16 protein-coding genes, 3 tRNA genes and 2 pseudogenes are annotated in these 19,544 nt (G+C 51.9%); 9 read left to right on the forward strand and 12 right to left on the reverse strand.

Translation table 11 applies throughout. The annotated features are described in order from the left end of the window. The first annotated feature begins 128 nt into the window (after nt 1–128). The 4 genes from feoB to M3087_RS09955 all read left to right on the forward strand — a co-directional run bounded on the left by feoB (nt 129) and on the right by M3087_RS09955 (nt 3,183). On the forward strand, nt 129–2,612 hold the full coding sequence (gene feoB / locus M3087_RS09940; protein ID WP_249095412.1) for a ferrous iron transport protein B: 2,484 nt from the start codon (nt 129–131) through the stop codon (nt 2,610–2,612). A gap of 307 nt (nt 2,613–2,919) precedes the next feature. Continuing rightward, nucleotides 2,920–2,990 (forward strand) — tRNA-Cys (locus M3087_RS09945). A 21-nt stretch (nt 2,991–3,011) separates the two neighbouring features. Further along, a tRNA-Ser gene (locus M3087_RS09950) sits at nt 3,012–3,099 on the forward strand. Nucleotides 3,100–3,111: 12 nt separating this feature from the next. Continuing rightward, a tRNA-Glu gene (locus M3087_RS09955) sits at nt 3,112–3,183 on the forward strand. A gap of 19 nt (nt 3,184–3,202) precedes the next feature. Here M3087_RS09955 and M3087_RS09960 read toward each other — a convergent pair. Together M3087_RS09960 and M3087_RS09965 are read right to left on the reverse strand one after the other, a co-directional pair. Beyond that, nucleotides 3,203–3,541 (reverse strand): hypothetical protein, encoded by a 339-nt coding sequence (locus tag M3087_RS09960; RefSeq protein ID WP_249095414.1) that lies wholly within the window; start codon nt 3,539–3,541, stop codon nt 3,203–3,205. A 320-nt stretch (nt 3,542–3,861) separates the two neighbouring features. Beyond that, nucleotides 3,862–4,170: a hypothetical protein gene (locus tag M3087_RS09965; RefSeq protein WP_249095416.1), complete on the reverse strand. Its 309-nt coding sequence runs from the start codon at nt 4,168–4,170 to the stop codon at nt 3,862–3,864. A gap of 347 nt (nt 4,171–4,517) precedes the next feature. Here M3087_RS09965 and M3087_RS09970 point away from each other — a divergent pair, with 347 nt between their 5' ends. After that, nucleotides 4,518–4,757, forward strand: a complete 240-nt coding sequence (locus tag M3087_RS09970; protein ID WP_249095418.1) for a hypothetical protein — start codon at nt 4,518–4,520, stop codon at nt 4,755–4,757. Nucleotides 4,758–5,007: 250 nt separating this feature from the next. Here the strand turns inward: M3087_RS09970 and dnaK are convergent, their stop codons facing one another. Beyond that, on the reverse strand, nt 5,008–6,918 hold the full coding sequence (dnaK, locus tag M3087_RS09975) for a molecular chaperone DnaK (protein WP_022384611.1): 1,911 nt from the start codon (nt 6,916–6,918) through the stop codon (nt 5,008–5,010). A gap of 335 nt (nt 6,919–7,253) precedes the next feature. Here dnaK and M3087_RS09980 point away from each other — a divergent pair, with 335 nt between their 5' ends. The 3 genes from M3087_RS09980 to M3087_RS09990 all read left to right on the forward strand — a co-directional run bounded on the left by M3087_RS09980 (nt 7,254) and on the right by M3087_RS09990 (nt 12,961). Further along, the gene (locus M3087_RS09980; RefSeq protein ID WP_022384612.1) at nt 7,254–8,915 is read left to right on the forward strand and encodes a putative transporter; all 1,662 of its coding nucleotides are present in this window, start codon (nt 7,254–7,256) and stop codon (nt 8,913–8,915) included. Nucleotides 8,916–9,727: 812 nt separating this feature from the next. Further along, entirely contained in the window at nt 9,728–11,980 is a 2,253-nt protein-coding gene (locus tag M3087_RS09985; protein ID WP_249095422.1) for an inorganic phosphate transporter, read from the forward strand. Nucleotides 11,981–12,148: 168 nt separating this feature from the next. Then, nucleotides 12,149–12,961 (forward strand): alpha/beta hydrolase, encoded by an 813-nt coding sequence (locus tag M3087_RS09990; protein ID WP_249095424.1) that lies wholly within the window; start codon nt 12,149–12,151, stop codon nt 12,959–12,961. Nucleotides 12,962–12,978: 17 nt separating this feature from the next. Here M3087_RS09990 and M3087_RS09995 read toward each other — a convergent pair whose 3' ends face one another. The 5 genes and pseudogenes from M3087_RS09995 to M3087_RS10015 form a co-directional block, all read right to left on the reverse strand. Next, nucleotides 12,979–13,734, reverse strand: a complete 756-nt coding sequence (locus M3087_RS09995; protein WP_249095426.1) for a carboxymuconolactone decarboxylase family protein — start codon at nt 13,732–13,734, stop codon at nt 12,979–12,981. A gap of 93 nt (nt 13,735–13,827) precedes the next feature. Then, entirely contained in the window at nt 13,828–14,481 is a 654-nt protein-coding gene (locus M3087_RS10000) for a flavodoxin family protein (RefSeq protein ID WP_249095428.1), read from the reverse strand. A 12-nt stretch (nt 14,482–14,493) separates the two neighbouring features. Continuing rightward, the gene (locus M3087_RS10005) at nt 14,494–15,501 is read right to left on the reverse strand and encodes an aldo/keto reductase (RefSeq protein ID WP_249095430.1); all 1,008 of its coding nucleotides are present in this window, start codon (nt 15,499–15,501) and stop codon (nt 14,494–14,496) included. Between the two features lie 38 nt (nt 15,502–15,539). Then, nucleotides 15,540–16,064 (reverse strand): annotated as a pseudogene (locus M3087_RS10010) (flavin reductase family protein); the annotation flags it as partial. A gap of 2 nt (nt 16,065–16,066) precedes the next feature. Beyond that, entirely contained in the window at nt 16,067–16,279 is a 213-nt protein-coding gene (locus tag M3087_RS10015; protein WP_022384617.1) for a hypothetical protein, read from the reverse strand. 157 nt (nt 16,280–16,436) lie between these two features. On the opposite strand from M3087_RS10015, the gene M3087_RS10020 reads away from it, so the two are divergent. Next, on the forward strand, nt 16,437–17,336 hold the full coding sequence (locus M3087_RS10020) for a helix-turn-helix domain-containing protein (protein WP_249095432.1): 900 nt from the start codon (nt 16,437–16,439) through the stop codon (nt 17,334–17,336). A 100-nt stretch (nt 17,337–17,436) separates the two neighbouring features. Here M3087_RS10020 and M3087_RS10025 read toward each other — a convergent pair whose 3' ends face one another. The 4 genes and pseudogenes from M3087_RS10025 to M3087_RS10040 all read right to left on the reverse strand — a co-directional run. Then, the gene (locus M3087_RS10025; RefSeq protein WP_022384619.1) at nt 17,437–17,859 is read right to left on the reverse strand and encodes a putative toxin-antitoxin system toxin component, PIN family; all 423 of its coding nucleotides are present in this window, start codon (nt 17,857–17,859) and stop codon (nt 17,437–17,439) included. Further along, nucleotides 17,825–18,064: a hypothetical protein gene (locus M3087_RS10030; RefSeq protein WP_022384620.1), complete on the reverse strand. Its 240-nt coding sequence runs from the start codon at nt 18,062–18,064 to the stop codon at nt 17,825–17,827. Before M3087_RS10030 ends, M3087_RS10025 begins: the two co-directional genes overlap by 35 nt. Before the next feature lie 64 nt (nt 18,065–18,128). Then, nucleotides 18,129–19,163 carry an amidohydrolase family protein gene (locus M3087_RS10035; RefSeq protein ID WP_249095434.1) on the reverse strand — a complete coding sequence of 345 codons (1,035 nt, stop codon included), beginning with the start codon at nt 19,161–19,163 and terminating at the stop codon, nt 18,129–18,131. A 12-nt stretch (nt 19,164–19,175) separates the two neighbouring features. Continuing rightward, nucleotides 19,176–19,532: pseudogene (locus M3087_RS10040) on the reverse strand (putative quinol monooxygenase); the annotation flags it as partial. Nucleotides 19,533–19,544: the final 12 nt, after the last annotated feature.

The raw sequence follows: 19,544 nt of genomic DNA on the forward strand, positions 1-19,544 counted from the left end.
GCAGGATGGCATCGTCTCCGGGACCAAGCGATGGGACGAGCACGGCTTATTTAAAAACATTCTAAATAAGTTTGCAGTCTGATGAGAATAAAATATCTTTGCAGGCACAAACTTACAAACACACTTATATGCGACTATCAGAACTCAACACCGGAGGAAAGGGAGTCATCGTAAAGGTGCTTGGACACGGAGGTTTCCGCAAACGAATCGTGGAAATGGGCTTTATCAAAGGCAACACCGTGGAAGTCATCCTGAATGCTCCCTTGAAGGACCCCATCAAATATCGCATTCTTGGCTATGAGATTTCCTTAAGACGCCAGGAGGCAGCCATGATTGAAATCGTCAGCGAAGAAGAAGCCAAGCAACTCATCCAGACCGAATACAAGGAAGGCATCACCGAGGAAATCCCCATCGAACAGGTGAAGGATGTCGCACGGGACAAACGGCGTACCATCAACGTTGCGCTGGTGGGCAATCCCAATTGCGGGAAGACCTCCCTGTTCAACATCGCGTCCGGAGCACACGAGCATGTGGGAAACTACAGCGGTGTGACGGTAGACGCCAAGGAAGGATTCTTCGAGTTCCAAGGCTACAAGTTCCGCATCGTCGACCTCCCGGGCACCTATTCCCTCTCTGCCTACACGCCCGAAGAGATGTATGTACGGAAGCACATCATCGAACAGACCCCGGATGTCATCATCAACGTCGTGGATGCATCCAACCTGGAACGCAACCTCTACCTGACGACCCAGCTCATTGACATGAACGTGCGTATGGTCATTGCCCTGAACATGTTTGACGAACTGGAAGCCAGCGGCAACAAGCTCGACTACCGCATGCTGGGCAAAATGCTCGGCGTCCCGATGGTCCCCACCGTGTGCCGTACCAACAAAGGCATCGACCACCTGTTTCATGTCGTAATCAATATCTACGAAGGAGGTGACTTCCTCGACAAGAACGGGGAAATCAATCCGCAAATCCTCCAGGAGCTGCAGGACTGGCACAAGACGGATGTACCCTCCGGATATGAGGACCACATGGCGGACTTCACCCAAAACTATGAAAACGGCAATCCCAAAGAACGCCATTCCTACCGGCACATACACATCAATCATGGTCCGGAACTGGAGATGAACATCGATGAGGTGAAGAAAGCCATCTCCCGGAACGAAGACATACGTTACAAATACTCGACCCGCTTCCTCGCCATCAAGCTGCTGGAGAACGACAGCCAGGTCGAGGGGATCGTCCGTCAACTGCCCAACGGTGAGGAAATCCTCCAGACACGCGACAGAGCAGAAAAGCGTATCAAGGAGACACTCAACGAGGACAGCGAGGCGGCATTGGCCGACGCCAAATATGGCTTCATCGAAGGAGCCTTACGCGAGACGTTCACCGACAACCATTTGCAGAAAGAGCAAATGACAAAGGTCATCGACTCGATTGTCACTCATCGCATCTGGGGCTTTCCCTTCTTCTTCCTCCTGCTCTTTGTCATCTTTGAAGGAACTTATGTACTGGGTGACTACCCCATGCAGGGCATCGAATGGCTGGTGGAACAAATCGGTACGATCGTCCGCAATTACATGCCCGAGGGACCGCTGAAAGACATGATTGTCGACGGAATCATCGGCGGTGTGGGCGGTGTCATCGTCTTCCTGCCCAACATCCTCATCCTGTACCTGTTCATATCCATCATGGAAGACTCGGGATACATGGCACGCGCGGCATTCATCATGGATAAGCTGATGCATAAAATGGGGTTGCATGGGAAATCGTTCATCCCCCTCATCATGGGCTTCGGATGCAACGTACCCGCCATCATGGCCTCACGTACGATTGAGAACCGCAAGGCGCGCCTTGTCACCATGCTTGTCACGCCGCTGATGTCATGCAGTGCACGTCTGCCCATCTACCTGGTACTTATCGGCGCTTTCTTCCCGAAACAAGGCAGCCTGATACTGCTGACGCTCTATGCAACGGGTATTCTGCTTGCCATCCTGCTGGCACGTCTGTTCAGCCGTTTTCTTGTAAAGGGAGACGACACCCCGTTTGTCATGGAACTCCCTCCCTACCGTATGCCAACCAGCAAATCCATTTTGCGGCACACTTGGGAGAAAGGACGCCTGTATCTGAAAAAGATGGGAGGAATCATCATGATTGCCTCCATCATCATCTGGTTCCTGGGCTATTACCCCAACCATGACGCCTATCCCACTGAAGCCATCCAGCAGGAGAACTCCTACATCGGACAAATCGGCAAAGCGATAGAGCCTGTCATCGAGCCTTTAGGATTTGACTGGAAGATGGGTATAGGCCTATTGACCGGTGCCGGCGCAAAAGAGCTTGTGGTAAGTACGCTGGGAGTACTTTATGCCGACAATGGCGACATCGAGAGCGTAGAACTCGCCAAACGGATTCCCATCACCCCGCTGGTTGCCTTCTGCTACATGCTCTTCACCCTGCTTTACTTCCCCTGTATTGCTGTAGTTGCAGCCATCAAGGGAGAAACCGGTAGCTGGAAGTGGCCGCTATTCACGACCATCTATACCACGGCATTGGCATGGATTGTCGCCTTCCTGGTTTACCGGATAGGACTTTTATTCATGTAAAAACGAAAGAACACTATGGACTATCAGGACATCATCGTTATCCTGGTCGGCATCGGATGCCTTCTTTGGATTGGAGTACGTATCTATCGGAGTTTCAAAAGCGTAGGGGACAATGGAGACCCCTGCGCCAATTGCCCGACAGGCTGTGAGCTCCATCAAAAGCTGCAAGAGAAACGCCGTACTTGCGAAAAAAATCAAGGAGGAAGCAAAAAAAGTTGCTGCGAATAGTTGGAGATATAAAAATTTGTACTACCTTTGCAACCGCAAAACCAAGGGAACAAGGTTTACAAAAAGCAGCAACCAAGATGGTTCCTTGACCGAGTGGCTAGGTAGCGGTCTGCAAAACCGTCCACGGCGGTTCGAGTCCGCCAGGAACCTCTCGCAAGAACGACGCGGGAAGGAAGTTTGGGTGAGTGGCTGAAACCAGCAGTTTGCTAAACTGCCGTACGGATTTCCCGTACCGGGGGTTCGAATCCCCCAGCTTCCGCGACATATATAAGGCGCTTTCGTCTAGCGGCTAGGACACATGCCTCTCACGCATGGAACACGGGTTCGATTCCCGTAGGCGCTACAAGGTGAGAATGAAGGAGTTATCTAAAAAGATAGCTCCTTTTTTTGTTGCGTAATATTAAAATATGTTCCGTTTTGGGGTGTTTTTTGGGGCTTTTAGATACTTTTATTGTGCAAATTTTGTGCAAATTCTGTACTGTTGTGCAAATCTTGTGCAAATCTATTGCAAATTTCAGGCTCTTAAAACAGAACAGTGTCACCAGCCCGTTGAACTTCAGCAGGGAGTCACGCAGCCGCTTACCCTTCGTCTCGGCAATGCCCAGCTCCTGGGCGAAATGCTTGACGTCCGTCGTAGCCTCGACAATGTGTTCTTTCCCGTCGATGGAAAGCTTGATATTAAATTTTACGTCTTTAGACATTGCATTTCTGATTTTTATTTCTTATGTTTGCGACAAACCAAAACCTTTAACCCCATGAGAACTCTTGAATTCGGTTTCTTACTATCTTTGATAAGCTTTGTGTTTCTCCTTTGTTCCGTGTTTGCCCAAAGTGCAGATACTACTTTTAAATGTGGGATCGCGTGTGTGGTAGCAGGTTTTACCGGATGCATCCTCTTTACTATGGATCCCCGGTTTCTCAAAGAAGACTGAGAAGTCAAAGAGATTGAGGAACGTTGGGCGGAAAAGAAACGCGCCCGGGAGCAGCGTCGCCTGCAGAAGCAAAACGGCAAAGCGAAGCACTAACCCCGTCTAGCCAACTCCTCGAAGCGTCGCTTCTGCTCCTCTCGGCTCATCACTACCCGGTCAGCACCCCGCTTTTCCTTCTTCTCGTCCCAGGGCAACGGCCAGAACCGCTGCACCGTGGTCTTGTGCTTCATGTACGGACCGCTCAGCGTGTAAGCCAACGCCCGCGTCTGTTCCCACGACTCGCGGCTGTCCGCCTCCCGGGTCTTGGCATGCGCCTCACAGACCGCGCTGAACTCGTCGGGGGTCATCCGCTCAAAGTCATCCAGCCGCATCCCGACACAGCCCAGCGCGTATCCCAGCAACCCGGCTATGGTCGGGCTTTCTTTTTTTTACTCCTGCATCCTTCTCCGTGCCCTCCAGCATCGCGGCGGCCCAGGCTTCCACTTGGTCGGGGGCAATGTGGTCGGCGATGTAGGGGCGACCGGTCTGGTCGCCCGGTCCAACAAACGCCCGGTCCAACACGCATCCGGTTCCCCCCTACACGCTACACGGTCAAAACGGTTTAGACTTCTCCGTCTCGTTGTATGAAGCGGCTCAGGGCTCAGCTTGTGCAAATCCTATACCTATTCCAGTTTGCCAAAAAAGAATCTAATCTAAATATAAAAACAGGTCGCGTTATATGTAAGAGACAGCCCGAACTACTATATTTGTGATTATCAAAACACTTGTCAAACGAACTTTAAATTTAAATATTATGCCTATCGGATGTGTACTTTGGATGATCGTACTTTTCATCCTTGCCACAGACAAGACAGAATGGCGTCCAACTATTATCGGCGCAATTATTGTCATTATCGCCGCAATGATAATAGTGTTTACGCAAAAAAGCGACATTAACTTTCCTGACGAACTGAAAAAAGACAAAGACAATAACGACCAAAAACAATGAACCATGATAACAACGACGTTAAAAGAGGCTTTTACAGCGAAATACCCGAAATACATGCAGATTCTTTCCATGTTTAAGAAGGCGAACGGCTCCCCGCAACATAGGAAAACCTAACCAAACCACAGCATCTGTGGACTAAGGCGGATGCCCAAATCAATATTGGAACCACGACCCCCATAAACGCAAAGAGCGTGCAACTCATTGAGCTGCACGCTTTTGCTTGCGTTTAGTATGTATTTACTTATCGGAATCATTTGACTTCCTCAAAGTCCGCATCCTGCACGTTCTCGTCATTCTTGCCACCTTGACCGGCATTGGCAGAACCGGAGTTCTGGGCACCTTGAGCGCCACCCTGGGCACCACTCTGAGCATACATCTCAGCGCTGGCAGCCTGGAATGCAGTGTTCAGCTCGCTCATGGCAGCATCACAGGCAGCTACGTCCTGAGCCTTGTGAGCATCTTTCAGCTTCTGGAGAGCAGCTTCAATCGGAGCCTTCTTGTCGGCAGGCAACTTATCGCCCAAGTCCTTCAGCTGATTCTCGGTTGTGAAAATCATACTGTCAGCCTGATTGAGCTTGTCTACCTTCTCACGCTCTTTCTTATCAGCCTCAGCGTTTGCTTCAGCCTCAGCCTTCATACGCTCGATTTCATCTTTGCTCAAACCGGAAGAAGCCTCAATACGGATTGCCTGCTCCTTACCCGTTGCCTTATCCTTGGCAGATACCTTCAAGATACCGTTGGCATCGATATCAAAGGTCACCTCAATCTGAGGTACACCACGACGTGCCGGAGCAATACCCGTCAGGTTAAACTGACCGATAGACTTGTTTTGTGCAGCCATCGGACGCTCACCCTGGAGGACATGGATGGTCACCTCGGTCTGGTTATCTGCTGCCGTAGAGAAGATTTCACTCTTCTTGCACGGGATAGTCGTGTTCGCATCAATCAACTTGGTCATCACACCGCCCATGGTCTCGATACCCAAGGTCAACGGAGTGACATCCAGCAAGACCACGTCCTTGATTTCGTTGGTCAACACGGCACCCTGGATAGCGGCACCGATGGCAACAACCTCATCCGGGTTCACACCCTTCGAAGGAACTTTGCCAAAGAAGTCCTCAACCAACTTCTGTACGGCGGGGATACGAGAAGAACCACCTACCAGGATTACTTCGTCGATGTCCGAAGTGCTCAGACCAGCATCGCTGATGGCCTTCTTACAGGGTTCCAGACAAGCCTGGATCAAGTTATGTGCCAGAGCCTCAAACTTGGCACGGCTCAAAGTCTTCACCAAGTGCTTGGGCACACCACCTACCGGCATGATGTACGGCAGGTTGATTTCCGTCGTCGTAGAAGAAGACAACTCTATCTTCGCTTTCTCGGCAGCCTCCTTCAGACGTTGCATTGCCATCGGGTCCTGAGTCAGGTCGGCACCTTCGTCATTCTTGAACTCCTGAACCAGCCAGTCAATGATTACCTGGTCGAAGTCATCACCTCCCAAGTGAGTATTACCGTTGGTCGATTTCACTTCGAACACACCGCCGCCAAAGTCGAGGATGGAAATATCAAACGTACCACCACCCAAGTCGAAGACTGCAATCTTCATGTCCTTGTTTGCCTTGTCGACACCGTATGCCAAAGCGGCTGCTGTCGGCTCGTTCACGATACGTTTCACATCCAGACCGGCAATCTGACCGGCTTCCTTGGTTGCCTGACGTTGTGAATCGGAGAAGTATGCCGGAACCGTGATGACAGCCTCGGTCACTTCCTGACCCAGGTAATCTTCAGCGGTCTTCTTCATCTTCTGCAGAATCATTGCGGAGATTTCCTGCGGAGTGTACAGACGGCCGTCGATATCGACACGCGGTGTGTTGTTGTCGCCTCTCACGACCTTGTAGGGTACACGCGAGATTTCCGTAGCTACCTGATCGTAGGTCTCACCCATGAAACGCTTGATGGAGTAAACCGTACGGGTCGGGTTGGTGATAGCCTGACGTTTGGCAGGGTCACCGATTTTACGTTCGCCACCGTCAACAAAACCTACGACTGAAGGAGTCGTACGCTTGCCTTCGCTGTTGGCGATTACTACAGGTTCGTTGCCTTCAAATACGGCAACACATGAGTTTGTAGTTCCTAAGTCAATACCAATAATCTTTCCCATAATTGTATCTTTTTTTATTTATTATTATTCGTGTTAGTACTCTCGAAGCAACGCTTCGCATACTATAAAGCAAACCGCGTGCCAAAACCCGTCCGCCGGTCAAAAAAGAGCAGCCCACCTCTATATAAATAAGGTAATAGATATCCTCCGCCACTCCCACCCGGAAAATGACAGAATACTGACAATACGTCAGGATTCCAGGCGGCTTTATCTGTCAAAAAGGAAGGAAACAGGCACTTCCCTTGCCACCTTTCTCCCGTTTCATACCCGATGCATGCGAAATAAATACTATCTTTGCAGCCCCAAACAAAGTAAACTAGATTGCTCCTGTAAGCATGGAATGGATTAGCACTACGATATTGGAACATTCGGCGCTGCAAGCCGTCATCATCATCTCACTCATCTCTGCCATTGGACTCGCACTAGGGCGGATCCGTGTTCTCGGCGTATCACTCGGTGTCACTTTCGTATTTTTCATGGGTATCCTGGCAGGACATCTCGGCATATCCATCGACTCCCAGATGCTCAACTATGCGGAGAGCTTCGGTCTGGTGCTGTTCGTCTATGCACTGGGGCTGCAGGTCGGTCCCGGCTTCTTCAGCTCCTTCCGTACCGGCGGACTGCGGCTGAACATGATGGCTACCGGCGTCGTGCTGGTCGGCACGGTGATGGCACTGGGCCTCTGCTATTGCACACCGGTCAACCTGCCCGACATGGTGGGACTCTTGTGTGGAGCAACAACCAATACCCCTGCCCTCGGTGCCGCCCAGCAGGCACTCAAACAGATGGGAATGGACAGCAGCGGAGCAGCCTTGGGCTGTGCCGTGACTTATCCGCTCGGAGTGGTCGGCGTCATCTTCGCCCTCATCCTGTTCCGCAAGCTCTTCGTCCGTCAGCAGGACCTCAACGTGCAGGAGAAGGAGGACCACAACCACACCTACATCGCCGCTTATCAGGTGCACAACCCCGGCATCTACGGCAAGAACCTGAAAGAAATCGCCCAACATACCAACCACAAGTTTGTCATCTCCCGCCTGTGGCGCAACGGCAACGTGTGCATCCCGACCTTCGACACCCGGCTGGAGGAAGGCGACCGTCTGCTGGTCATCACTTCCGACAAGGATGCACTGGGGCTGACCATCCTCTTCGGTGAACAAGAGAACACCGACTGGAACAAGGAGGACATCGACTGGGATGCCATCGACAGCAAGATGGTGTCGAAACGCATCATCGTGACCCGCCCTGAAATCAACGGCAAAAAGCTCGGGTCACTCCGCCTGCGCAATGCCTTCGGCATCAACATCACCCGCATTTACCGTTCCGGCATCCAGTTGCTTGCCACCCCGGAACTGGTGTTGCAACTGGGCGACCGCCTGACGGTCGTCGGGGAAGCTCCCGCCGTCCACAACGTCGAGAAGGTACTCGGCAATGCCGTGAAAAGCCTGAATGAGCCCAACCTCGTGTCCATTTTCATCGGTATCACGCTGGGTCTGCTCCTGGGTTCCATCCCCATCAGTGTCCCCGGCATCGAGCTGCCCGTCAAGCTGGGGCTGGCAGGCGGCCCCATCGTGGTGGGCATCCTCATCGGCACCTTCGGACCACGCATACACATGGTCACCTACACCACCCACAGTGCCAACCTGATGCTGCGCGCACTGGGGCTTGCCATCTACCTGGCATGTCTGGGGCTGGATGCCGGAGCCCACTTCTTCGAGACGGTCTTCCGCCCGGAAGGACTCCTGTGGGTCGGTATCGGCTTTATCCTGACGTTTGTCCCGGTCATGCTCATGGCATTTGCCGCCTTCAAACTGTGGAAACTGGACTTCGGTTCCGTGACAGGCATGCTCTGCGGAAGCATGGCAAACCCCATGGCGCTCAACTATGCCAACGATACCATCCCCGGCGACAACCCTGCCGTGTCCTACGCCACGGTCTACCCCTTCTGCATGTTCCTGCGGGTCATCATCGCCCAGCTGCTCCTGATGAGCTTCCTCTGACGGAAGAGAACCCGATGGGGTCCGTCCATCAAAAAGACAGCCCGCAACCCTTTTTGCTTGACAAAACACCCCGATTCGCATTTTCCTGCTAACTCATATCCGACTCAATTTCGATAAACCAGAGCGAAAATGCTAAATCCAATTAACATTCGAGGCGAAAACAGCCTTCCATTTTAGAAAACTATACATTTCATTTTCAGAAAACAGACAAAACGTGCCCGGAACAATATTGTTTCGCGAGCCAAACAATATTGTTTGCCGCGTCAAACACATTAGTTTCATCGCCCAAACACGATTGTTTCACGCCCGGAAGTCAAATCTTTGGAAAATGGAAGTAATAAATCCGGAGTTTCACTCTCCAGAAGGTGTGCCGTGTCAATAAATCGGAAGGTTTCGGAAAGTATGGAATACCGCGTGTCAGGTATCCGTTGTGAAAAGTGGAGTACCCCTGTCCGCTCACAAGGACAGCATTCATCGTCCATCCGCAGCAAAGTGTATTTTGCGAATCGCCTGAGAATGCCACGAAATCCACCAACTCGTATTTTGGTGCGAGCATGGATACTGTGGAGACCTTCGTTTGACACTTTGTCAATCGGAGAAAAAGCGACGTCCGCCTGACGCATCAGAAGCGGCAAACCCCGAAAAGAATGGAAACGTCAGTCCTTTTCCACTTTCCTGCTGACGGGAACTTATTGTAAATCCCCCTCCTATGTGACGAAAACTGTAACACGAATGTAATATATGTAACATTGTTTGTTGCCTGGGGATGGTATATCTTTGCAGCGTGATTCTTATAACTACTTAAAATCTTTATGGAAACAATTTATTTAGGACTAGTCATTTTCCTATTCATGCTGGCTGTCTTTGACCTGTGGGTGGGAGTCAGCAACGATGCGGTCAACTTCCTCAATTCCGCCATCGGTGCCAAAGCCGCCAAGTTCAGGACCATCATGATTATCGCTGCCATCGGAATCTTCTGTGGAGCGACCATGAGCAGCGGCATGATGGACATCGCGAGACACGGCATTTTCAGGCCGGAGCAGTTCTTCTTCGACGAGCTGATGTGTATCTTCCTCGCCGTCATGGTGACCGACATTATCCTGCTGGATATCTTCAACTCCCTCGGTCTGCCGACCTCGACCACCGTATCCATGGTCTTCTCCCTGTTGGGAGGTACTTCCGGGTTGACCATCATCAAGCTCGCCCATGACACGACAGGACTCAGCATCGCTGACCTGATGAACACCGAAAAAGCGCTCTCCGTCATCATCGCCATCTTCGTTTCTGTGGCAATCGCCTTCTTCTTCGGGACAATCGTCCAATTCCTCTCCCGTCTCCTCTTTACCTTTAATTATAAATCACACCTCAAATGGAAAATCGGCCTCTTCGGAGGTGTCGCAGCCACAGCCATCTGCTACTTCATGCTGGTGAAAGGCATCCGCGACATGAGCTTCATGACCGATGACATGCGTGCCTACATCGATGGTCACAGCATGACCTTCATCGTCGGGGGACTGATTATCTTCACGGTGCTGATGCAGATTCTCCACTGGCTGAAGGTCGATGTCTTCAAGGTGGTGGTCCTGCTGGGAACCTTTGCACTGGCCATGTCGTTCGCCGGCAATGACCTGGTGAACTTCATCGGTGTGCCTTTGGCAGGATTCTCCTCCTACCAGGACTATATGGCTGCCGGCGGAGGAGACGTGACCCAGCACATGATGGGGGCACTCAACGAGTCGGCACATACGCCTGTCTACTTCCTGGCAGCCGCCGGCATCGTGATGGTCATTTCACTGATGACCTCCAAGAAAGCACACAACGTGGTAAAAACTTCCGTTGACCTGGCACGTCAGGATGTCGGCGACGAGATGTTCGGGTCTTCACGCATGGCACGTTCCATCGTCCGCACGACCATGAACGCCTTCAACAGTGTGATGAGCATCACACCGATGCCCGTCCGCAACTGGGTGCGCAAGCGTTTCAATCAGGATGAGATTATCCTGGCCAACGGAGCCGCCTTCGACATGGTGCGCGCTTCGGTCAACCTGGTGCTTGCCGGTCTGCTCATCGCGGTGGGAACCTCGCTGAAGCTCCCGCTGTCAACCACCTACGTGGCCTTTATGGTTGCCATGGGTTCGTCGCTTGCCGACCGTGCCTGGGGACGTGAGAGTGCCGTGTTCCGCATCACCGGTGTGCTGTCAGTCATCGGCGGATGGTTCATCACGGCAGGTGCCGCCTTCCTGCTCTGCTTCACCATCACGCTCATCATGTACTTCGGTGGGGCAGTTGCCATCGTCATCATGATTGCCATCGCCATCGCCCGACTGGTCTACAGCCACAAGAAATACAACAAGAAGATGAAGGCAGAGACTTCCGATGACCTCTTCCGTCAGATTGTAGCCTCGAAAGACAAGAAGGAGACTTGGTCGCTGCTTTGTCAGCACATCGCCGACAACCAGTCGCTCTATCTGACCTTTGTCATCGACACTTACACCCAGATTACCGACGGTTTTGTCAACGACGACCTGCGTACCCTGCGTCGTGCCGACAGTGCCTTGCGCACGGAAAAGGGAGCGTTGAAGAAGATGCGCCGGAAAGAGATGGTGGGTCTCCAACGCATCGACAAGGACATCGCCATCGAGAAGAATACCTGGTTCCACCTGGGTAGCAACAGCTGTCAGCAGATCATGTACTGCTTGCGCCGTATCTGTGAACCCTGTGAAGAGCACGTGGACAACAACTTCAAACCCATGCCCATGGAACTGGTGAAAGAGTTCATCCCCTTGCGCGACACCCTTGTGTACCTGCTGAAGCGGACGCACACCGTCATCTCTGAAGGCAAGTACAACGAAGTGGATGAAATCCGTGCCGAATGCGACCGCCTGAAGGAATCGCTTTCACGCACCCGCAAGTTGCAGATGAACCGCATGCAGGATGTGAAAAACAACCTTGCCGTCTCCTATGTTTACCTGAACATCCTGCAGGAGACCCAGGAGCTCGTCAGCTCGTTGCGCCACCTGCTGCGTGCAACCCGCCGTTTCCAGACCAACGAATACGATGCCTGACGTGAAATAAGGAACATTTGTTTAACTTCAAGAACACCGGTCTCTCGCTGCCCCGTGCAGTGGAGGCCGGTTTCTTTTTACACGGAACCTCCCTCCGGCATACAAATCCTCCCGTTTCTGATGGAAGCTGGACATTTATACGTACTTTTGTCACAAAAAACAAAGACAATGAAACAACTTAGCTGGATTTTACTGTTATTCCTGGGACTGGGCACAGCCGTCCAGGCTGCCAAGGTAGACACGTTGAAAGTGTTTAGTGAAAAAATGAAGCGGAACATCCGCGTGTTGGTCTTCGTACCGGACGGAGACGGCAAGGTGCCCACACTCTACCTGCTGCACGGATATGGCGGCGACGAACGGAGCTGGTCGGGCATCACCGACTTGAAGCAGATGGCGGATGACAATCACCTGCTCATCGTCTGTCCCAACGGCGACCGCAGCTGGTACTGGGACAGTCCGCTGCATCCCGAAGTACAGTTCGAAACGTTCGTCTCGAAAGAACTCCCGGCATACATCGATGCCCACTACCCCACTTATGCCCGTCGTGAGGGTCGTGCCGTAACCGGATTCAGCATGGGCGGCCACGGAGCCATGTGGAACGCCTTGCGTCATCCCGAGACATTCGGAGCCGCAGGCAGCACCAGCGGAGGTCTGGACATCCGCCCCTTCCCCAACAACTGGGAGATGCAGACGCAGCTGGGTTCACCCGCCGAATATCTGCAAAACTGGGAGAACTACACCGTCTACAATTCCCTTGATGCCTTCCTGGGCAGACAGACGGCTCTCATCATCGATTGCGGTTACAGTGACTTCTTCTACCAGGTCAACCAGAATGTACACCACCGCCTGCGCGAACTGAACATTGCCCACGACTTTTACGTACGTCCCGGTGGCCACACGGGTACTTATTGGGCAAATGCCATCCATTATCAGGTTCTTTTCTTCGTACGCCACTTCCGGGAAGCCGGACTGGAGTTCTGAGGGAGAATGGACTCACACTAAAAATCCCCATATTCCTCCTTGATGATACGCAGCGCCTTGATAGCGGCAGGAAAACCGATGTAAGGCAGGCACTGGATAACGGCAGCAGTCAATGTCTCGGGCGAGTTGCCCACATTGATGTTGCCGTGATAGTGTGAGTGGAGCTGACTCTCGGCTTCCAAGGTGGTCAGTACGCAGTACCCCAATAACTCACGTGTCTGCAAGTCGAGTGCCCCACGACTGTAGATTTCACCGAAGAAATAGTCGGTCAGGAACTGTTCTACATTCATGCCCATATCGCCGGGCATACCAGACATGACGGATGACACGCCGCCGGGATATTGCTTGTCCTGAATGGCTTTGCCTGTCTCGTGACGTGTTTCTTCCGTTACCGTGCCCTGTTTAGCCAACGGCAGGGAAACACCACGCTCCTTGAACACTTCGTTTACCGTAGCCACGGCATTCAGCATCTTGGGGAAGCCGATGAACGGAGCGGTGAGATACATCACTTCGCGCAGTTCTTCGGGCGTGACATCGACATTGAGTGCTGCTCCGGCATGGGCTTTCAGTTGCGGGAGTGTCTGCATCGTGGCAAGAGTGATGCAGGTAATCATTTCACGTTGTTTCAACGTCAGTTCACCCGTCTGGAACACCTCGCCGAAGATGAATTTCTGGAGGATGTCCATCATTTCCGGGTCTGTGCCTTGCCCGGTCAGCGCTTCGCCGCCAAACAGGGTGTGGTAATTCTGCTTGCATACTTCGATTCTATCCATAGTGTCTGTTGTTTGTGCCGTCGCGGACAGACTTCCTGTCAGCACGAGGGCGATTGTTGCTATTATATTCTTCATTTTTCTTTTGATAAAGGATTATAAACTCCTGCCCAACTTGTAGGCTTGCTGCGGATAATCCGTATTCCTGACGCTGCCTGCCGTCCATACGCCCGATGCCACCACTTCGCCCACACTTGTCCAGCCGAGATAATCCATCAGCGTATGGTAATGCAACAGCATCGGTTCCGCCTCTTTCTTGGCGGTATCAGCGTAGGTCATCAGGAAGGCAGCTTTCTTCCGTGCACCCTTGATTTGTCCGTTGATGGCATAGAAGCGGTCTATCACCCGTTTCATCTGCGCCGAAATGCCGAAGTAATACATCGGCGTGGCGAATACCACCATATCCGCATCTATCAGGTGCGGACGGAGTTCCTGAAAGTCATCGTTGAAAATACAAGGTCCATCCATGCCACAGCGGTTGCAGGCGCGGCACGGCTCCACCTGCTTGAACGCACAGTCGAAACGGAACACCTCGTGCCCCTTTTCTTCCGCGCCTTTGATAAACTGCTCCGCCAGATAAGCGGAATTGCCGTTCTTACGGGGACTGCCCGTCAATACTACTATCTTCATCTTGCCGGTCTTTGATTCGTTATCGTTTATGTGGTCGAAAGCCTGCACTATCCCTGTTCCAGCCACCGCCGTACCCAAGGCTGCGAGTGCAGACTTCTTCAGAAATTCGCGTCGTTCCATAAGTGTCCGGGATTAAAGTCCTGTCATCTTCTCCTGGTCTTCCGGATAGCGTCCGCCTATAATCTCGATGCTGTCCAAATGACGGCGGATATCCGCCAGTTCTTCGGTCGTGAACTGTATGTCCGCACCGCCGATGTTCTCCTCGATACGCTCAATACGCTTGGTTCCCGGAATAGGTACAATCCACGGCTTCTGCGCCAGCAGCCAGCCAAGGGCAATACGGGCAGGAGTGGTTTCTTTCCGCTTTGCCAAAGCCTCCACATATTCCACCAGTTCCATATTGTGCTTCAGGTTTTCGCCTTGGAAACGGGGAATGGCGGAGCGGAAATCGGTCTTGTCAAACTTCGTGTCCTTGTTGAAACGCCCGGTCAGCATCGCCTTGCCCAGCGGACTGAACGGCACGAAGCCGATGCCCAGTTCTTCCAACGTGGGCAGCAGTTCCGCTTCCGGCTTCCTGTACCACAAGGAGTATTCGCTCTGCACGGCGGTCAGCGGACAGACGGCGTGGGCACGGCGCACCGTGGCAGGCGCGGCTTCCGATAATCCCCAATGCAGCACCTTGCCTTCCTTTATCAGTTCGCCTACGGTCTCGGCTACCGTTTCAATAGGCACATTCGGGTCAACTCTGTGTTGATAGTAAAGGTCGATATGGTCGGTACGCAGACGGCGCAACGAGCCTTCCACCGCCTTGCGGATGGTTTCCGGACGGCTGGAGAGCGAGACGGGACGTGCCGATGTGGTCAAGTCCGGCGTTTCGGACAAGTCGTAACCGAACTTGGTGGCAATGACCACCTTGTCGCGCACGGGCTGCAACGCCTCGCCTACCAAGTCCTCGTTTTGACCGTAGCTGTACACTTCGGCGGTGTCGAAGAACGTAACGCCCAAGCCCACCGCCTTGCGGATGGTATTTATCGCATCCTTTCGGTCGGGATACGGGGGATAGCTTTGCGTGAATCCCATGCAGCCCAATCCGATGGCGGACACTTCCAGTTTGTCTTTTCCTAAAAATCTTGTTTTCATTGCTTTTCCTCCTTTCTGTATGCCTTCCCGAAGCTGGTGCATTTGCCGATGGTCTCACCTGTGCGCAGATAGGTGTAGTTCGGCATCTCGAACAGCACGGGTTTCAGCTTGTCATAATCGGGCTTGCCCTTTTCGTTCAGGCAATCCTCGTCCACGCAGGTGTTCGTTATCTTGCAGATGAAATTGTCGAAAGTATCCGTCTCGTAGTTGTCCACCACCTCGCACTCCATCACCAGCGGACTTTCGTCGATGACGGGCGTTCCGGCTTCGCCCATGTGATACACAAATACATCCGACTTGTCCGCCTTCGCTCCACTAACACAGCCCACATAGTCGGCTCGTTCCAACATCGCTTCATTCACCATATTGACGGACACCTTGCCCGTCTGCTTCACTCCCTCGTTGGTATAATGTTTCTTGAACATACTGAGCATAATCAGGTCGTGCCCGATGATACCCACGTGGGCAACCAGCAGCCAGTTCACTTTTCCGTTCACTTCCGTACCCACGACCACTGCGGGCGTGGGGTACAATCCCAATACATTTCCGATGTTCTTCTTCATTGTTATCTTGTTTTTATGTTTATAGTCTTATCATCTTTAATCAATTCAGACAATCCTTTCAGTATCTCCACTTCGTTAGCCTCCAAGGGTATGGATGCCTCCCCATCAAGGAAATAATGCAAAAGCTGTTGCGGTGTGACGTGATGGCGGTCTGCAATGAAGCATACTGCCTCGTCCGTACATAATTCTTCAGGTAGTTCCACTTTCTGTTCCATTTTGCTTACAGTTTATCTGATGCAAAATTACGCCGGAACAAGAAGGAACATCGTAACCATAAGTGGGGGAAGCATACCATTTTTACTGAAAGTGCAGCCTAGGTAAACTTTTGGTCATGAAATACTTTATCTTTGTATCGGTTTAACAGGAAACAAGATGAGCAAGATTCTGAAAGTACGAAATGTCAATGATTATGGCCGCTACCTCGGATCCAAAGAGCAGCACCCGTTAGTCAGCGTTATCGATTATGCCGAAGTGTCACCCATACGTCACAGTCTGAATAATTACAGTGTGTACGGGCTGTTCTTGCGGGACGATGCCAATGTAGACTTAGATTATGGTTGCGGCAAATATGATTATAACAAGGGTACGCTGCTCTGTGTGGCTCCCGGACAAATCGGCGGCAAGGAAGATAATTGTGAACGGGTGGCGATTGCAGGCTGGGCACTCCTGTTCCACCCCGACTTGCTACATGGTTTCCCCTTAGAAAAACATATCAAGGAGTATTCCTTCTTCGACTACCGCGTAAATGAAGCCCTGCACATGACCGACGAAGAACACGATATCCTCGTTTCGCTGATGCGCCAGATGCGTGAGGAACTCGGCAAGAATCCAGACGAGCTTCAAAACGCCATCCTCGTGGGCTACATCGAACTGGCACTCAACTTCTGCCAGCGCTTCTACAACCGCCAGTTCATCACCCGGAAGATTGAGAACTCCGACATCCTCGTCCGCTTCGACCGCCTGCTCCGCGACTATTTCGAGGACAAGCTCCAGCTGACCCTCGGCCTGCCCACCGTACAGTATTGCGCCGACAAACTGTGCATGTCCGCCAATTACTTCGGCGATGTCATCAAGAAGACCACCGGAGACACGGCAAGTAACCACATCCGTCAGTTTGTCATCCAGCTTGCCAAGAACGGGCTGGCTTCCGGTGAGACCGTTTCTCAGATATCAGACAGCCTCGGCTTCGAATATCCCCAGCATTTCAGCCGGATGTTCAAGAAACAGGAGGGCGTTACGCCGTCGGAGTACTGCCAGAAGTTGAGGGGCTGACATACAAACCAATCATCCCAATGCCACACCGATATTTCATCGGGTCGAGATGTTTCAAAGCTCGCCCCGTATTATTTTGAAATATTGTTCCGGTTATAATTCAGATTTTCATTTCCTCTTCAAATGTCTTCACATCAACAATCCGGCAAGAGGTAATCTTCTTGATAACCAATAAATCTTTATCACCTGTCACGAGATAATGAGCTTTAGCTTCCACTGCCAGCGCAAGCAGATAATCATCTTCTTCGTCACGGCAAATATGTATATCTTGAGATGGCTCAAACAGAATTCCTTTTAGACGTAAGAATGATAAAAGAGATTCTACTTCCTCCAAAGGAAAGTATCTTGCGAACTTGGGACGTTGTGTCACTTCTCTGATTTCTTCCAACAATTCATCACACAATACCAAGTCAATACGATCGTCACTTAACAAAGAAACAAGAGAAGACAGTTTTCGACCAATCAGAAAGCTAATCCAGCAATTCGTGTCAACAATGACCCGCTTCTTTCTTGCGCCGCGCATACCGTTCCTTTCTTACTTGTTTCACTTCCGCGAGAATATCCTCTTCACTCAATTCATCCGTCTTAAACGTCTCTAAAAAATGTTCCAACTCAGCTTCAGTGGCATCTTTGGTCAAAATACGCCCCAAACGCAACTGCATACGTGTCGGCAATTGCTTGACCAGACTCAGTATCTGGTTGTAATTTAAGTTTAATACGGCATCCATAACGTTACATCTTTTATCTTTGCGAATATAGAAAAAAATCAGGAAATGAAGCAAAGGAATCTCCCTAATTCTCCACTCTACTCAAACAATCGCCCCGCATTCCCCACAAAAACCTGTCCGCATATTCGGCAAGTTCCTCATCCGAAGCCAGCGTCTGCCGCAGCCGTTGCAGGTTGGCTTTCAGTACGGCATCTGGCAAATAAGGATAATCCGAACCGTAAAGGATATGGTCAGGCGTGGTGAGGGTGAGCAGCGAGCGTAAGACTTCGATAGTCGGATTGCCCGCCAAGTCGAAGTAAAGGCGCGACAGATTGCCTTCCCAGTCTATCGGTTGCATATAGCCCTGCGCGACCATTGCCGGGAGGATGGATTTCATTCGCGGCAACGCCAACGGCAGGAACGAGCCGCAATGGGGCACGACTACTTTCAGGTTCGGGTAGCGCACCAGCACGTTTCTCGACAGCATATTCACCACGGCACGGGTGGTCTCCGCCGGATATTCGTACATCGCTAGCGGCGTGGTGGCAATGATTTCCTCCGGATAAGGCGTAGGGCGGTGCGGATGGATGATGATGACAGCGTGCCGCTCGTTCAGGACTTCCATCAGCGGGTCCAGTTCCTTGTCGCCCAAGTATTGCCCTCGGCTGTTGGTCGCCAGTTTCACGCCGTCCGCACCCAAAGTGTCAAGCGCATAAATGGCTTCGCGGATGGCGGCATCCACGTCGGGCAGAGGCAGGGCGGCGCAGAACTTGAAACGGCCGGGGTATTGCTGTTTCACTTTTGCCGAAACCTCGTTCACCCGGCGGATGCACTTGGCACTCTCCTCCGTGTCGTCGTAATACGGTTGCGGAGCGGGCATGGTCAGCACAGCGGTGCGGATGCTCGCGCTGTCCATAAAAGCAATGTGCCGCTCCGCATCCCAAGCGGGCAACGGGAAGGTTTCTTCCAGTTCCGCTCCGTGCGCTTTCAGCACCTCCACGTATTCGGGGATGATGATGTGGGTGTGGACATCGACCGTCTGCGCAATCTTTTCCTGTGCCATAATTCCTCCCATGTCAGGCATAGTTGCCACGAATAACCAAAACAGTATCTTTTTCATGTGTCGAGAATATTACTCCATAAAGTTGTTAATCCGGTTGGCAGGATTGAGCGGTGTCTGGTCAGTCAGTTCCAATGACTTGACCATGTGCAGCGTCCCCTGCTTGTATTTCTGAAAATGCGAGGAAGCTATGTGCTTGTTGTAAGCCTCCTTGTTTGCGTATGTTTCAAGGATGGTTATCTGGCAGGGATTTTCCTTTTCGCCGACGGCATACATGGTCAGCACGCCCGGTTCGGTACGCAGGGAAACTTCGCCCACCTCGGTTACATATTTTATGTATTCATCGAGGTACTGCGGATAGACTTCGATTTTCGACAGGCGCACGATGCCATCGGCAGCCATCCGTTGCTTGGCACACATGCCCGGTTGTGTTTCCTTATC

It is taken from the genome of Mediterranea sp. ET5 (assembly GCF_023337025.1).
In the GTDB taxonomy this organism is placed as follows: Bacteria; Bacteroidota; Bacteroidia; order Bacteroidales; family Bacteroidaceae; genus Phocaeicola_A.